The sequence below is a fragment of the Micromonospora cynarisoli genome (genome assembly GCF_030518815.1).
Taxonomy (GTDB): Bacteria; Actinomycetota; Actinomycetes; order Mycobacteriales; family Micromonosporaceae; genus Micromonospora; species Micromonospora wenchangensis.
Window position 1 is genome coordinate 3417947 of sequence record NZ_CP130426.1, and the last position, 15467, is coordinate 3433413.

Here is a 15467-nt window from a genome sequence, read left to right on the forward strand (position 1 = left end):
TCTGCTTCCTTAAGTATCAGGGGCCCGGGATACCTAGTACCGACCGGTCCGAATGGCGTCGATCAAAGGGCGGCGAGGCCGCTGGTCAGCGCTGCACGAGCGCGTTGCGGGTCTCGTTGAGGCGGCGCAGGACGGTGCCGTCGTACAGGTCGGAGCCGACCCGCACGCTCACCCCACCGAGCACCTCCGGGTCGACCGTCTGCTTGACGGAAACCTCTCGACCGTACATCGCGGAGAGGCGGGCACCGAGCCGTCGCTCGTCGGACTCACTCAACGGAGCCGCCACGGTCACGTACGCGACCTGACGGTCCCGCCGGTCGGCGGCCAGCTCGACCAGCCGGGTGAGCGCCCCGGTGAAGGAGCGTCCCCCGAACCCGCCGAGGGCCACCTCGACGAGGCGGACGGTGACCGGCCGGGCCTTGCCGGCGAGCAGTTCCCGGGCCAGTCCGGCCCGCTGCCCGGCCGGGGCGATCGGGTCGGCCAGCGCCGCGGAGAGCGCGGACTGACCGGCGACCACCTGGCCGAACCGGAACAGCTCGTCCTCGACCTCACCGAGGTCGCCCGCGGCGTCGGCACTGGCCAGCAGCGCCTCCACCCCGAGCCGCTCGGTGCCGTCGAGCAGCTCCGACGGCGTCGACCAGCGGCCGGCGACCAGGCCGGACAGCAGGTCGAGCGCGTCCGCGCCGATCTTGCCGGCCAGGATGCCGTCGAGCAGCGCCGCACGGTCGGCACCGCTGCGGGCCGGGTCGGACAGCGCCCGGCGCAGCCGCGGTTCGCCCCGCAACAGGGCGGCGACGGAGAGGATGTCGTCGGCGGTGGTCGCCACCGCCGACGGCTCCGCCCCGCGGACGTACGCGTCGAGGCGCTCGGCCGCGACCGCGTACGACTCCCGGCTGGCGGCCTGCATCAGCGGGCCCCCGTGCTCTCGAGGTTGCTCAGGAACCGGTCGACGGTGCCCTTGCGGCGTGCCTCGTCGGCCAGCGACTCGCCGACGATCTTGCTGGCCAGGTCCACCGCGATGGTGCCGACCTCGGCCCGCAGCTCACGCACGATGGTGGCCCGCTCGGCGGCGAGCTGCTCCTTGCCGGCCGCGATGATCCGGTCGGACTCCTCCCGCGCCTTGCCGAGGATGTCCTGCCGGATGCCCTCCGCGTCGGCCCGGGCGTCGTCCCGGATCTTGGCGGCGTCGGTACGCGCCTCGGCGAGCTGCGCGCGGTACTGCTCGAGGAGCTGGTTGGCCTCGGCCTGGGCGGCCTCGGCGCGCTTGATCCCGCCCTCGATCGCGTCGACCCGGGCCTGGAACGTCTGTTCCATGCGGGGGAAGACGAACTTCATCAGCACGAAGCAGAGCACGGCGAAGGCGACGCTGCCGACCACGATCTCCTGCCAGAGCGGGATGATCGGGTTGTGGGTCGACTCACCACCCTCAGCGGCGAGGAAGTACATGGATGACCTCCCGGTCTGCAGGGGCCGGGTCAGCCGGCCCAGATGAAGCCGAAGGCGATGCCCAGCAGCGCGAGCGCCTCGATGACGGCGAAGCCGATCCAGACGTACGGCAGGGTCATCCGGGACGACTCCGGCTGGCGGGCCGTCGACTGGATGTAGGCGGCGAAGACCAGGCCGACGCCGATGCCCGGGCCGATGGCGGCGAGGCCGTAGCCGATGGCGGCGGTGCTGCCGGTGACCTCGGCGAGAACGCTAGCGTCCATGGGTGTGGTTCCTCCTGGGTATCTCGCGTGACTCTCACGCGGGACGACAACGGGTTGATGCGGTGGACCAGTGCTCGCGAGCGAGCCCCCGCCCGTGGACCAGTGCTCGCTTTCGAGCCCCCGCCCGGTGGATCAGTGCTCGTCGGCGAGCGCGCCCTGCACGTAGCTTGCGGTGAGGACGGTGAAGACGTAGGCCTGTAGGCAGATGACCAGGAATTCGAGGAAGGTGAGCGCGATGGTCATCACCCAGGACAGCACCGAGACCGGCGCGAGCCAGGTGTTGGCGCTGAGCATCGCGAAGCCGCCGAGGGTGAAGACCAGCAGCAGCATGTGCCCGGCGAACATGTTGGCGAAGAGACGCACGGCCAGCGAGAACGGCCGCACGAGGAAGGTGGAGAAGAACTCGATCGGGATCAGCAGCGGCAGGATGTACCAGGGTGCCGGCGGGATCAGGGAGTTCTTGAAGTACTTCACGAAGCCGTGGTGCCGGATGCCGACGTAGTTGAACATCAGGTAGCTGATCACGGCGAGGATCGCCGGGAAGGCGATGTGCGAGTTCGGCGAGATCTGGAAGAACGGCACGATCGCGAAGAAGTTGGTCAGCAGCACGAAGCAGAACAGCGTGGTGAAGTACGGCGCGAACCGCACCCCCCGGTGCCCGATCATGTCGACCGCGATGTTGTTCCGCACGAAGCCGTAGATCGACTCGGCGAGCCACTGCTTCTTGGTCGGGACCAGCTGCGGCTTCCGGTAGGTCGCCAGGAAGAAGATGATCAGGATGCCGACGGCGACCCAGACCATCGCCGTGATCTTGGTGAACCAGTACGAGTCGTGCGCACCCCAGGGCAGGATGCTGGGCAGGTAGAAGTCCTCCACGCTGGGTGGGAATGCCGCCTGGCCCGCTGCCAGGACGTTCGCCTGTCCGAACACCGCGTCCCTTCCTAAGTAGGCGTGCCGAGCCGGCGGACGACCAGGATGATCCCCCCGGCCATGCCGAGCACGACACCGATCCCGGTGGCGATGCCGCCGGAGTCGAGCCACTGGTCGACCAGCCAGCCGATGAAACCCCAGACGAGCATGCCCCCGATGAGGTACGAGAGCGCGGTCCAACCCTGACCGGCGCCGGTCGGAACGTCGTCCGGGCCACCGGTGGGTCGGGGGGTTTGGTCACCAGCCATGACGGGGCGAACGATATCAGCCGGGAAGACGAGGCTGTGCCTCACCCCCCGCACAACCGTCGTTGTGTGGGCATCTGGCGGGCTCCATCGTCTGGAGGCACGCTACTCCCCTTCCGCCAGCGAGAGAACGACCGCACGCGGACAGTCGCCCGCCCGCCCACCATGTGGGACGGTCAGGATACCTGTCGACGGGAATACACCCTGGTCAGCCACCAGATGTGCACCCCGGTCCAGACCACCACACCGGCGGCGATGCCGACACAGAGTGGAACCAGGCCGCCCCAGCCGGTCGATGCCACCGCCACCATGACCACCCCCAGCAGGGTGAACTTGGCGACGTAGAGGCCCAGCCCGAGCGGTAGCACCAGCTGCGGGTTTACCGCGTCGGCCCGGGCCAGCACCACCGTGGTCAGGCTGTAGCTGACCACCGTCACCGCCACCCCGGCAGCCGCGCCGAGGGCCGCCACGCCGCCCCCGGTGACCGCACCGACCAGCCCGGCCACCACCCCCAGCAGCGCCGAGGCGGCCAGCAGCACCGGCAGGTGGCGCAGCCGCCACCCCTGGTCGTCGGCCACCGCCGGCCCGCGCGCCCCGGGCTCAGCCACGCGGGTACGCCGGGCCGTCGCCGTGCGGCGCGGCCACGACGGGCCGCCCCTGGTCCGGCCCCCACCAGGTGCGCTTCACGTTCTCCACAGCGAAAGAGTGTACGGAGCCGCACACTGGTGTCCGTGAGATGCCTCGTCACCGGCGCGACCGGATACATCGGTGGGCGGCTCGCGCCCCGCCTGCTGGCCGAGGGCCACCAGGTGCGGTGCCTGGCCCGCACGGCCGGTCGGCTGCGCGACGTGCCCTGGGCGGCGCGGGCCGAGATCACCGAGGGGGACCTGCGCCGGCCGGAGACGCTCCCGGCCGCCTTCGCCGACGTCGACGTCGCGTACTACCTGGTGCACTCGCTCGGGCAGGCCGACTTCGAGGCGGCCGACCGGGAGGCGGCCACCCACTTCGCCGAGGCCGCCGCCGCGGCCGGCGTACGCCGGATCGTCTACCTGGGCGGGCCGGAGCCGGCGGCCGGCGGCTCGGCCTCGCCGCACCTGCGGTCCCGGGCCGAGGTGGCCCGGATCCTGCTGGCCGGCGAGGTGCCCACGGTGGTGCTGCGGGCCGCCGTGATCATCGGTTCCGGGTCGGCCTCGTTCGAGATGCTGCGCTACCTCACCGAGCGGCTGCCGGCCATGGTCACCCCCCGCTGGGTCCGCAACCGCATCCAGCCGATCGCCGTCCGGGACGTGCTTCGCTACCTGGCCGGCTGCGCCGGCCTGCCGCCGGAGGTGGACCGGGCGTTCGACATCGCCGGACCTGACGTGCTCACCTTCCGGGAGATGATGCAGCGGTACGCGCGGGTCGCCGGGCTGCGCCGACGCATCATCGTGCCGGTCCGGCCGTTGACCCCGGCGCTGTCCTCGCACTGGGTGGGGCTGATCACCCCGGTGCCGAACGCCATCGCCCGCCCGCTGGTGGAGAGCCTGATCCACGAGGCGGTCGCGCACGAGCACGACATCGCCCGGTGGCTGCCCGACCCGCCGGGCGGGCTGACCGGCTTCGACGACGCCGTCGCGCTGGCCCTGACCAGGGTGCGTGACGCCCAGGTGGAGACCCGGTGGTCGAACGCGAGCGGCCCGGACGCCCCGGCCGAACCCCTGCCGTCGGACCCGGACTGGTCCGGCGGGACCGCCTACACCGACGTCCGGGAGCAGGAGGTGGCCGCCCCGCCGGCCGCGCTCTGGCGGGTCATCGAGGGCGTCGGCGGCGAGCACGGCTGGTACTCGTTCCCGCTCGCCTGGTCGGTACGCGGCTGGCTGGACCGGCTGGTCGGCGGGGTGGGGCTGCGCCGGGGCCGGCGCGATCCGCACCGCCTCCAGGTCGGCGAGGCGCTGGACTTCTGGCGGGTGGAGGAGATCGTCCCCGGCAAGCTGCTGCGGCTGCGCGCCGAGATGCGGCTGCCCGGCCGGGCCTGGCTGGAGCTGCGCGCCGAGCCGACCGGCGACGGCCGGAGCCGGTACGTGCAACGCGCCGTCTTCCTCCCCCGGGGCCTGCCCGGCCACCTCTACTGGCTTTCGGTGGCGCCCTTCCACACGGTCGTCTTCGGCGGCATGGCCCGCAACATCGCCCGGCACACCCCGACCCGCTGAGCCCGTGTCCGCGCTCCCCGGGCCGGCTCAGTTGCCGTCGCGGGGAGCGGGGGCGAGCCGGTAGGTGACCGACTCACCGGGCGGGACGAAGTCGCGGACCGGGCTGTCGGCCAGGGCGGCGGCGAGGATGCGGCCCACCGCGTCGACCATCCGGGACTGGACGGCGGCCCCGACGGCGTCCCGCGGGTCGTCGGGGTTGGCGGCGATCTGGGCCACCGCGAGCTGTGGGGTGAACGCCACCACCGACTCGGTCTCGTTCCGTTCCGAACTGCCGGTCTTGCCGGCCACCGGGCGACCCAGCCCCGCCCGGAGCTGCTCGGCCGTGCCGCCGTCGCAGCGGCGGTACATCGACTGGTCGCCGACCGGGCAGCGGGCCGCGTCGGCGGCGGCCCGGGCCACCTCGGTGTCGATCACCTGCCGGCAGTCGGGCCGGCCGGCGGCCACCTCCTTCCCGGCGCTGTCGGTGATCGACACGACCGGCAACGGTGCGCACCAGGTCCCCTCGGCGGCCACCGTGGCGTACGCGTTGGCCAGGTCGAGCGGGGTGGTGGAGGAGACGCCGAGGGTGAACGCCCCCCAGTTGCGTGCCCCGGACCGGGCCAGCTCGGCGTCGTCGGGGGCGCGGAACCGGATGCCCAGCCGCTCGGCCATCTCGACCACCCGGTCCGCACCGACCTTCTCGGTCAGCCAGGCGAAGTAGGTGTTCACCGACCGGCCGAAGGCGGTCCACATGGTGCGGTAGCCGTCCATCCACTCGGGGGTGGCGTTGACCGGGCACCACCGGCCGCCGCAGCTGGACAGGGGGTCGTCGGTCGGGAACCGGGTCACGATCCGGCTCGGCGCGACGAAGGCGGTCTCCAGCGGCAGCCCGGACTCCAGGGCGGCCAGCAGGGTGAACAGCTTGAACGTCGAGCCGGCCTGGTAGCCCTCGATGCCGTTGCCACCGGCGACGAGCTGGTTGACCGTGTTCGGGTAGTTCTGCTGCCCGGTCGGGTTGGGGGCGACGCTGTAGTGGCGGTTCACCGCCAGGGCCAGCACCCGCCCGGTGCCGGGCTGGACCACCGCCGCCGGCGCCGCCCGGGGGTCGTCCACGTCGTAGATGCCGGTCACCTGGCGTACGGCGGCCCGCTGCACCGCCGGGTCGAGCGAGGAGACGATCCGGAAGCCGCCCCGGCGCAGGGTGTCCTGCCGTTCGGCGGCGGTCGCGCCGAAGGCGGGCTGGTCGCTCCACCACTGGGTGAACCAGTCGCAGAAGAAGCCCCAGTCGTTGCGCTGCTCGGGCACGGCGGTGCAGTCGTTAGGCGTCCGGCTGGGTCGCAGCGCGAGCGGCTCCTCGCGGGCCTGCGCCGCGTCGACCGGCCCGACCTGGGCCAGCGCCAGCATCCGGTCCAGCACGTACGACCGCCGGGTCAGCGCCGCGTCGGCGTCGCCGTTGATCGGGTCGTCGGTGTCCGGGGAGCGGACCAGCCCGGCCAACAGCGCCGCCTGGGCCAGGGTCAGCCGGGCCGGGGTGGTGGAGAAGTAGCGCTTGGCGGCGGCGGCGATCCCGTACGCCCCGGCGCCGTAGTAGGCGATGTTCAGGTAGCGGGTGAGGATCTCGTCCTTGCTCAGCTCGCGCTCCAACGCCAGGGCGTACCGCATCTCCTGGAGCTTGCGGGCGGTGCTGATCTCGGTGGCCTTCTTCCGCTGCTCCTTGGTCAACCGGGGGTCGTTGCTGAGCACGTTGCGGACGTACTGCATGGTCAGCGTGGAGGCGCCCTGCCGGGCCCGGCCGTCGCGCTGGTTGACGGTGAACGCCCGGACCACGCCCCGCAGGTCGACGCCCCGGTGCTGGTAGAACCGGGCGTCCTCGGCGGCCACGATGGCCTGGCGCATCACCGGGGCCACCTTGGCCAGCGGCACGTCCACCCGGTCCTCGGTGTAGAAGGACGTGACCAGGGTGACGCCGTCGGCGGCGTACAGGGTGGACCGCTGGGCGGTGGGTGGGGTGCGCAGGGTGTTGGGCAGTTCGGCGTAGGACGAGGCGATGCCGCCGAAACCGAGGCCGAACACCAGGGCGAGCGGCAGGGCCGCCGCAGCCAGCACCAGGCCGGCGAGGACGCCGGCGAGCAGCACGGTGAACGCCTTGTGGAGGGCCCGGATCATCAGTACTCCCCGCAGGAGCCGTCAGGACCCGTCCAGCATGACCCGCAAAACCGCCCGAACTCTCATCTTTCCCCGAAACCGGAGGAAGTTCGCGGGACGGACACGGCGTGCGGGACGGGACACGCCGCGCCGGTCACCCGGACGGGGCCGGCCCTGGTCCGGCGGCGGTCACGGCAGCAGGGCGGAGGTGAGCGGGTGCACCGTCTCCTCGATCTCGTCGGCCACCCGGCTGAAGCACTGGTCGCCCCGGCCCCACGGATCGTCCAGGTCGTCGGAGTGCAGCGCGGTCGCCCCCTGCCGGGCCGCGTCGACCGCCGCCACCAGGGCCACCCCCCGGGCGTACACGGCGTCCGGGGTGGCCCCGGCCAGCGGCAGGGCGGTGGTGTCCAGCGCGCCGAGCAGCCGGCCGAACTCACCCAGCACGAAGGTGCGCGACGCGGCGTCCGGGCGCAGCGCCACCACGTACTCCTGCTGGTCGGCGGTGGCGGTGAGGACCAGGTCGGCGGCGTCGATCAGGTCGGAACGCAGCTTGCGGGCGGCGAAACCCTCGACGTCACCCCCGCGGCCCAGCACCTGCCGGGCGGCCGGCGGGTTCATCTCCTCCCCCGCGTGCCACCCGCCGGTGCCGGCGCTGTGGCTGTGCAGCAGCGCGTCCGCCCCGGTGGGATCGACACCGAGCCGCTCCAGCCGCTCGCGGACGGCGAGCACCAGCAGCCGTTCGGCCATCGGGGACCGGCAGATGTTGCCCATGCAGACGTGCAGGACGGTGAACGGCGGCACTCAGGCTCCCCGCTCGTCGAGGATGTCCGGCGCGACGTCGCGGAGCTGGTCGAGGGTGATCGCGCCGGCCCGCAGCAGCCGGGGCGTCTCCCCGGTCAGGTCGACGATCGTGCTCGGCACCGGGTCGGGGCAGGCCCCGGCCTCCAGGTAGACCCGCACCGAGTAGCTGAGCTGGTCGCGGGCCTCCTCCGCGGTCAACGCCGGCGACTGGCCCACCTTGTTGGCCGAGGCCACCGCCATCGGGCCGGTCTCCCGCAGCACCTCCAGCGCCACCGGGTGCAGCGGCATCCGGACCGCCACCGTCCCGTCGGCCTCGCCGCCCAGGTCCCAGGCGAGGCTCGGCGAGTGCTCCACCACGATGGTCAACGCACCGGGCCAGAACGCCTCGACCAGGTCACGGGCCGCCCGGGGCAGCGAGAAGACCAGGCCGTCGAGGGTGTGCCGGGAGCCGATCAGCACCGGCGGCGCCGCCTGGCTGCCGCCCCGGGCGTCGGAGAGGGCCTTGACCGCGTACGGGGTGAACGCGTCCGCGCCTATCCCGTAGACCGTGTCGGTGGGGAGAACGACCAGCTCGCCGTTCTTGACCGCCTCGATCGCCGCGGCGATGCCGCGGTCCCGGTCGGCGGGTGACCGACAGTCGTAGAGCATCACGAGGAGCCAGTCTGCCACGCCGACGCTCGGACGGCGTGCGGGCCGTCCGACCGGCGGGACGCGGTGGCGAACCGGGGTCGGCCGGCCAGGTCCCGGTGCGCCCGTACCGCCGTGTACCGGCCGTCGGCGGTCAGCAGCGCCGGCACCGCCGCGCCGTGCGTGTCGTCGTGCTCGACGCCCAGCTCGCCGTCGGGTCGCAGCAGCTCGGCCGCCCGGCACAGCACCGGCCGCAGCACTACCAGCCCGTCCGCCCCGCCGAACACCGCCTCGTCGGGGTCGTGCCCGGCCACCTCCGGCGGGACCGGCACCGCCCGTGGCACGTACGGCGGGTTGCACAGCAGCACGTCCACCACGCCCACCAGGTCGGCCAGCAGCCCCGGGTCGGTGACGTCGGCGGCCACCACCTCGACCGGCCGGTCCCCGGCGGCGGCCCGCTCGGCGGCGTTGCGCCGCAGCCAGTCCAGCGCGGCCGGGGACCGTTCCACCGCCACCACCCGGGCCGCCGGCACCTCCTGCGCCACCGCCAGCGCGATCGCCCCGGAACCGCTGCACAGGTCGACCACCACCGGGTCCGGCCGGGTCAGCGCCCGGTCGATGCCCCAGCCGGCCAGCAGCTCCGTCTCCGGGCGGGGCACGAAGACCCCCGGCCCGACCGCCAGTTCCAGGTGCCGGAACCCGGCCCGACCGGTCAGGTGCTGCAACGGCTCGCGGTCGGCCCGCCTCGCCACCAGCGCGTCGTACCGGGCCCGCTCGGCGGGGGTGAAGCCGTCGGTCAGGGCGAGCCGACCCCGGGGTACCTCCAGCACGTACGCGGCGAGCTGCTCCGCCTCGGAACGGGCCGACGCCACCCCGGCGACGGCGAGGGTACGGGCGGCGCGGGCCACCACGGGCGAGGTCCGCTCGCGTTCTGTCCCTTCGGACGGGTGGCGTGGGAGTGAGGTCACGCCATAATCATGGGGCGTCGTCGGTCCCGCCACGAGTGGGTGCGGCCGGGCGCACACCGACGGGAGGTTCGCCAGGTGGGGTGGCTCGACCGGGTCGATGACCAGGTTGACGCCCTGACGCATGCCCGCAGCCTCCAGGAGGCGAGCCGCTCGGCCGAGGCGGTGGGCGTCCTCGACCGGGTGCTGCGCACCACCGCCGACCCGTACACCCGGGCGGACGCGCTGGTGCAGCGGCTCTGCGCGTTGATCAACCTGGGTCGGACGGCCGAGTTCACCAGGGCCATCGAGGATGCCTCCGGGGCGGTGCGCGACCTCCCCGAGCCCTACCTGCACGGGCACCTCAACGCGCTGGCCGCGCTCGCCGCACACCACCAGGGCGCGCTGGACCGCTGCGTCACCCACCTGGTGCGGGCGGCGCGGGCGCTGGGCGCGGCGGAGGACCGGGACCGGGACACCGCCTGGGGCTGGCACGACCTGGCGATGGCCTACTCCTACCTGAGCTTCCACGGCTACGCGCTGGGTGCGATCGAGCGGGCCCGCCAGCACGGCGCCGCCGCCGGCATCCCCGAGGAGACCTTCGCCGCCCCCGGCATCCGGCTGCGCAACGCCGTCGCGCTGGACCACAACGGCGACAGCGACGGCTGCCTGCGGGTGCTCCGCGACATCGCGGCCGACCTGGCCCGGTTCGTCGACGACGGGCGGGCCGACCGGCTGCGGCCGAGCAGCCTCGCCGCGTACGGCTACGCGGCGGTCCGCCGGGCGGCGCTCGGTGACGCGACGCCGGTCGGCCCGGAGCCGGCCCGGCTGCTCGACCACGGCGGGGACAGCGCCCGTGCCCGGGACATGCGCCAGCTCGGCCACGTCTGCCTGGCGGTCGCCGACGGCCGCCCGATCGAGGCGATCACCCGGCTGGACTCGGCCCGGGTGTCGGCCGAGACGCTCGGCGCGGCGGAGCCGTCCCGGCTGCGCAGCATCGCCTTCTCCCGGGCCGGCGACCACGCCGCCGCGCACCGCGCCGACCGGATGGCGTTCCGGCTGGCCGCCCAGCGCAACGACCGGCTACGCGACGTCTACATCGACGGCATCGCGGCCCGCATCGACCACGAGGAGATGCGCCGGGAAGCCGCCCGCTACGAGGGTGAGGCGCTCACCGACCCGTTGACCGGGCTGCCCAACAGGCGGCGGCTGGAGCGCTACATCGGTTCGGTGGTGTCCCGGGGCGAGCGGGTGGTGATCGGCGTCTGCGACCTCGACGGTTTCAAGGCGGTCAACACCCACCACGGCCACCACTCCGGCGACCTGGTGCTGCAACGCATCGCCGGGGTGATCAACCGGGTGATGCGGCGGGGCGACTTCGTGGCCCGCTACGGCGGCGACGAGTTCGTGGTGGTGCTCTCCGGCGCCGGCATGGCCGAGGCGGCCGAGGTGGCCCGCCGGATCGACGCGGCGGTGCGCACCGAGGACTGGGAGTCGCTGGTGCCCGGCACCCCGGTCGGGGTGAGCATCGGTTTCGCCGAGGTCGCCGGTACCGGCACCGCGCTGCGCGACGCGCTCGGGCTCGCGTTCGAGATCGCCGACCGGGAGATGCTGCGCGCCAAGGCCCGCTCCCGCGCCTCCTGACCCGTACCCCCGGGGATTCACCGCCCGCCCGCCACGACGCCGTCAGGCGCGCTGTGCCGGGCCGCGACGGGCCGCTGTGCGCCGGGCCGACCCGGACCGGGTCAGCGGCGGGTCAGTTCGGTGTCGCCGGCGAGCCGGGCGGCCCGGTCCGCCTCGGCGAGGGCGTCCAGGACGCCGTCCAGCTCCCCGGCGAGCGCCAGGTCGAGGTTGTACGCGGTGTAGCCGATCCGGTGGTCGGTGATCCGGTTCTGCGGGAAGTTGTAGGTGCGGATGCGCTCCGAACGGTCCACGGTGCGCACCTGCGCCTTGCGGGCGTCCGAGGCGGCGGCGTCGGCCTGCTCCTGGGCCACCGCCAGCAGCCGGGCCCGCAGGATGCGCATCGCCTGTTCCCGGTTCTGCAACTGGGACTTCTCGTTCTGGCAGGAGACCACCACGCCGGTAGGCAGGTGGGTGATGCGGACCGCCGAGTCGGTGGTGTTCACCGACTGGCCGCCCGGCCCCGACGAGCGGAACACGTCGATCCGCAGCTCGTTCGGGTCGATGGTGACGTCGACGTCCTCGGCCTCGGGCAGCACCAGGACACCTGCCGCGCTGGTGTGGATGCGGCCCTGCGACTCGGTGACCGGGACCCGCTGCACCCGGTGCACCCCGCCCTCCCACTTCAACCGGGACCAGACGCCGTTGCCGCCGTCCGGGACACCCTTGGTCTTGATGGCCAGCGAGACGTCCTTGACCCCGCCGAGGTCGGAGTCCTGGGCGTCGATCACCTCGGTCAGCCAGCCGTGCCGCTCGGCGTACCTGGTGTACATCCGCAGCAGGTCCCCGGCGAACAGCGCGGACTCCTCGCCGCCCTCGCCGGCCTTGATCTCGATGATCACGTCCTTGGCGTCGTGCGGGTCGCGGGGGATCAGCAGCTCGGCCAGCCGCTCCTCCAGCGCCGGCAGGGTCGCCGCGATCGAGTCCGCCTCCTCGCCGAACGCCGGGTCCTCGGCGGCCAACTCCCGGGCCGCGACCAGGTCGGCGCGGGCCTGCTCCAGCTCACCGGCGGCCCTGTGCAGCGGGACCAGCTCCGCGTAGCGGCGACCGACCCGGCGGGCGGTGTGCTGGTCGGCGTGGATGGCCGGGTCGGCCAGCCGCTTCTCCAGCTCGGCGTACTCGTCGAGGAGGGCGGCCAGGCGCTCGCTGCTCATGCGGGGGATGCTCCTTCGACGGGTCCGGCGGCGGTGGAACGGGACACGGAGGTCAGAGGTGGGCGCAACGGACGACGCCCGCGTCCGGCACGGGGCCGGACACGGGCGTCGTCGGTGGAGCTACTTGGCCTTCTTCGCCTGGACCTTGGCGTACTTCTGCTGGAACTTGGCGACCCGGCCCGCGGTGTCGAGGACGCGCTGCTTGCCGGTGTAGAACGGGTGGCAGGCGCTGCAGGTCTCGACGCTGATCGAGCCGCCCTTGGCGGTACTGCGGGTCGTGAAGGAGTTGCCGCAGGAGCACTTGACCTCGGTCGTCGTGTACTCCGGGTGGATGTTGGGCTTCATGTCGCCTCGGTCCTTTCGTCAGGTGGTCGCCGGGTCGCCGCTGATCCCCCGCCGCCTGGTGCGCGACGGACTCGGGCGTGAACCGGAACCGGTGGCCGATTGACCAGTGTGCCATGGGCGTGAGCCGACCCGACGGGCGGGCCGCACGATCGGTCCGGCAGTGGTAACGCCCGCCCCACCAGCCGCATTCCCGCCGCTGCGGCCCCGCATTCCTCGCCCGGCGGGCGGACCGGACCGGGTGGGCTCCTCCCCCAGGTTCAGAAGCCCACCCGGCCGGGCCGCCGGGCGGCGGACGCCTCCCCAGGTTCCCCCGCCGCCCGTCGGTGGCCGACCCCGGCCCGCTCGGCCGGGAGCGGCCCGCCCCCAGTCAACCCGGCCACGCACAGAATTTTCAAGAGCTGCCAGGCCCATCGAAAGAAAAGTCCACAAACGCAATTCCCGGGTACGACGAAGGACACGGCCGCAGCGGCCGTGCCCTTCGTGGCGGTCTCACCCGGAGCGGGTCACTCCCCCGGTGTCGACTTGGCGATCTGCATCAGGAACTCGATGTTGGTGCGGGACTGCTTGAGCCGGTCGAGCAGCAGGTCCAGCGCCGCCTGCGAGTCCAGCGAGTGCAGCACCTTGCGGAGCTTGTGGATGATGGCCAGTTCCTCCGGCGCGAGCAGGATCTCCTCCTTGCGCGTACCCGAGGCGCTGACGTCCACGGCCGGGAAGGTGCGCTTGTCGGCGATCTTCCGGTCGAGCTTCAGCTCCGCGTTGCCGGTGCCCTTGAACTCCTCGAAGATGACCGTGTCCGCCATCGACCCGGTCTCCACCAGCGCGGTGGCGAGGATGGTCAGCGAGCCGCCGTTCTCGATGTTGCGGGCCGCACCCAGGAACCGCTTCGGCGGGTAGAGCGCCGTCGAGTCGATACCGCCGGACATGATCCGGCCGGAGGCCGGTGCCGCCAGGTTGTACGACCGGCCGAGCCGGGTCACCGAGTCGAGCAGCACGACCACGTCGTGCCCCAGCTCGACCAGGCGCTTGGCCCGCTCGATCGCCAGCTCGGCGACGGTGGTGTGGTCCTGCGGCGGACGGTCGAACGTGGCCGCGATGACCTCGCCCTTCACCGACCGCTGCATGTCGGTGACCTCTTCGGGCCGCTCGTCGACCAGCACCACCATCAGGTGGCACTCCGGGTTGTTGTGCGTGATCGCGTTCGCGATCGCCTGGAGCACCATGGTCTTGCCGGCCTTGGGCGGCGACACGATCAGCGCCCGCTGCCCCTTGCCCAACGGCATCACCAGGTCGATCACCCGGGTGGTCAGGATGTGCGGCTCGGTCTCCAGCCGCAACCGCTCCTGCGGGTACAGCGGGGTGAGCTTGTAGAACTCGGGACGACGGCGGGCCTCGTCCGGCTCCATGCCGTTGATGGTGTCCAGCCGCACCAGCGGGTTGTACTTGTCCCGCCGCTGGTCGCCGCCGCCGCTGTCCCGGGCGGCCCGGACCGCGCCGGTGATCGCGTCGCCCCGGCGCAGGCCGTACTTCTTGATCTGCGACATGGAGACGTAGACGTCGTTCGGGCCGGCCAGGTAGCCGGTGGTCCGCACGAAGGCGTAGTTGTCGAGCACGTCGATGATGCCGGCCACCGGGACCAGCACCTCGTCCTCGCCGACCTGCGGCTCACGGCCGCCGGTGTCGTTGCCGCCCTCGGCCCGGTCACCCCGGCCCCGGCGACGGTCCCGGAACCGGCTGCGCCGGCCCCGCCGGCCGCCGCCCTCGTCGTCGTCGGAGTCGTCCCGGTTGTCGCGGTTGTCGCGCTGACCACGGTCGCCACCCCGGTCGTTGCGGTCGGCCCGCTCGCCCCGGTCGTTGCGGTCGCCCCGGTCGTTGCGCTCGGTCCGCTCAGCCCGGTCGTTACCAACCCGCTCGGCCCGCTCGCCCCGGTCGTTGCCCGCGCGCTCGGCCCGGTCGTTACGGCCGGCCCGGTCGTTGTCCGTCCGCTCGGCCCGATCGTTACCGGCCCGCTCGGCCCGGTCACCGCCGGTCCGCTCGGTCCCGGTCCGCTCGCCCCGGTCCCGGCCGGTACGACCCTCGGCCCGCTCCGGACGCTCACCGGCCTCGACCGGCGGCTCCTCGGTACGGGGCTCGGCGGCCGGCCGCGACTCGGCGGTGCTGGCCCGGCTGCGCCGGGTCCGGGTCCGCCCCTCGGGCTCGGTGGTGGCGGCAGGGGTGGCCGACGCCGGCTCGGCGGCACGCTCCGGGGTCACCTCGGCGTGCACCTCCTCCCGGACGGGGGCAGCCGCAGCCGCCACCTCGGCCCGCGGTCGAGGGGTGCCGGTCGCTGCGCCGCCCTGCTGCCGCTCGGAGATCGCGCTGATCAGCTCGCCCTTGCGCATGCGAGCGGTCCCGGAGATGCCGAGCGACGCGGCCAGGCTCTGCAGCTCCGGCAGCAGCATCGCCGACAGACCGGTACCGCTGCGCCGACGGCGGGTGGGGGCGGCGGTGGTGGCATCGCCAGCGACGTTGGAAACATCCGACGTCACGTCGGTGGTGTCGCTCAATGGATTCCTTCCCTCGATAGGCCGGGACTGCCCGGGATCGACAAGCAAGGTGGCCGGGCGGCCTCGGTGCACCCGCCTCGCATGACGCGTCGCGGGAGTCTGTGGCACAGCAGCCGGGCCGTTTCCCAACTCACCAACGTCGGTGAGCAGGTCTCGCCGTCTGCGGCGACCTGCGG

15 protein-coding genes are annotated in these 15467 nt (G+C 73.3%); 2 read left to right on the forward strand and 13 right to left on the reverse strand.

Features of this window, described 5'->3' with window-relative positions; genetic code table 11:
* Nucleotides 1–85 precede the first annotated feature (85 nt).
* The 6 genes from Q2K16_RS14430 to Q2K16_RS14455 all read right to left on the reverse strand — a co-directional run bounded on the left by Q2K16_RS14430 (nt 86) and on the right by Q2K16_RS14455 (nt 3492).
* Nucleotides 86–907 carry a F0F1 ATP synthase subunit delta gene (locus Q2K16_RS14430; protein WP_302746003.1) on the reverse strand — a complete coding sequence of 274 codons (822 nt, stop codon included), beginning with the start codon at nt 905–907 and terminating at the stop codon, nt 86–88.
* On the reverse strand, nt 907–1446 hold the full coding sequence (locus Q2K16_RS14435) for a F0F1 ATP synthase subunit B (protein WP_088642785.1): 540 nt from the start codon (nt 1444–1446) through the stop codon (nt 907–909). Before Q2K16_RS14435 ends, Q2K16_RS14430 begins: the two co-directional genes overlap by 1 nt.
* A gap of 29 nt (nt 1447–1475) precedes the next feature.
* A complete protein-coding gene (locus tag Q2K16_RS14440) occupies nt 1476–1709 on the reverse strand; it encodes an ATP synthase subunit c family protein (RefSeq protein WP_067312849.1) in 234 nt (77 codons plus the stop codon).
* A gap of 132 nt (nt 1710–1841) precedes the next feature.
* On the reverse strand, nt 1842–2639 hold the full coding sequence (atpB, locus tag Q2K16_RS14445; protein WP_302746004.1) for a F0F1 ATP synthase subunit A: 798 nt from the start codon (nt 2637–2639) through the stop codon (nt 1842–1844).
* An 11-nt stretch (nt 2640–2650) separates the two neighbouring features.
* Nucleotides 2651–2887: an AtpZ/AtpI family protein gene (locus tag Q2K16_RS14450; protein ID WP_302746006.1), complete on the reverse strand. Its 237-nt coding sequence runs from the start codon at nt 2885–2887 to the stop codon at nt 2651–2653.
* Nucleotides 2888–3060: 173 nt separating this feature from the next.
* Nucleotides 3061–3492, reverse strand: a complete 432-nt coding sequence (locus Q2K16_RS14455) for a hypothetical protein (RefSeq protein ID WP_302746007.1) — start codon at nt 3490–3492, stop codon at nt 3061–3063.
* A 123-nt stretch (nt 3493–3615) separates the two neighbouring features.
* Here Q2K16_RS14455 and Q2K16_RS14460 point away from each other — a divergent pair, with 123 nt between their 5' ends.
* A complete protein-coding gene (locus Q2K16_RS14460) occupies nt 3616–5073 on the forward strand; it encodes an SDR family oxidoreductase (RefSeq protein ID WP_302746009.1) in 1458 nt (485 codons plus the stop codon).
* Nucleotides 5074–5100: 27 nt separating this feature from the next.
* Here the strand turns inward: Q2K16_RS14460 and Q2K16_RS14465 are convergent, their stop codons facing one another.
* The 4 genes from Q2K16_RS14465 to prmC form a co-directional block, all read right to left on the reverse strand.
* Nucleotides 5101–7218: a transglycosylase domain-containing protein gene (locus tag Q2K16_RS14465; RefSeq protein ID WP_302746011.1), complete on the reverse strand. Its 2118-nt coding sequence runs from the start codon at nt 7216–7218 to the stop codon at nt 5101–5103.
* A 168-nt stretch (nt 7219–7386) separates the two neighbouring features.
* Nucleotides 7387–7998: an arsenate reductase/protein-tyrosine-phosphatase family protein gene (locus tag Q2K16_RS14470; RefSeq protein WP_302746018.1), complete on the reverse strand. Its 612-nt coding sequence runs from the start codon at nt 7996–7998 to the stop codon at nt 7387–7389.
* Nucleotides 7999–8646, reverse strand: a complete 648-nt coding sequence (locus Q2K16_RS14475; protein ID WP_302746485.1) for an L-threonylcarbamoyladenylate synthase — start codon at nt 8644–8646, stop codon at nt 7999–8001.
* On the reverse strand, nt 8646–9593 hold the full coding sequence (gene prmC / locus Q2K16_RS14480) for a peptide chain release factor N(5)-glutamine methyltransferase (RefSeq protein ID WP_302746020.1): 948 nt from the start codon (nt 9591–9593) through the stop codon (nt 8646–8648). Before prmC ends, Q2K16_RS14475 begins: the two co-directional genes overlap by 1 nt.
* A gap of 75 nt (nt 9594–9668) precedes the next feature.
* Between prmC and Q2K16_RS14485 the strand changes: the two genes are divergently transcribed.
* The gene (locus Q2K16_RS14485; protein WP_302746022.1) at nt 9669–11213 is read left to right on the forward strand and encodes a GGDEF domain-containing protein; all 1545 of its coding nucleotides are present in this window, start codon (nt 9669–9671) and stop codon (nt 11211–11213) included.
* Nucleotides 11214–11314: 101 nt separating this feature from the next.
* Here the strand turns inward: Q2K16_RS14485 and prfA are convergent, their stop codons facing one another.
* The 3 genes from prfA to rho form a co-directional block, all read right to left on the reverse strand.
* Complete coding sequence (prfA, locus tag Q2K16_RS14490; protein WP_302746024.1) at nt 11315–12403, reverse strand: peptide chain release factor 1; 1089 nt, start codon at nt 12401–12403, stop codon at nt 11315–11317.
* Between the two features lie 120 nt (nt 12404–12523).
* On the reverse strand, nt 12524–12748 hold the full coding sequence (gene rpmE / locus Q2K16_RS14495; protein ID WP_088642795.1) for a 50S ribosomal protein L31: 225 nt from the start codon (nt 12746–12748) through the stop codon (nt 12524–12526).
* A 503-nt stretch (nt 12749–13251) separates the two neighbouring features.
* On the reverse strand, nt 13252–15291 hold the full coding sequence (gene rho / locus Q2K16_RS14500; RefSeq protein ID WP_302746027.1) for a transcription termination factor Rho: 2040 nt from the start codon (nt 15289–15291) through the stop codon (nt 13252–13254).
* Between the last annotated feature and the right edge of the window lie 176 nt (nt 15292–15467).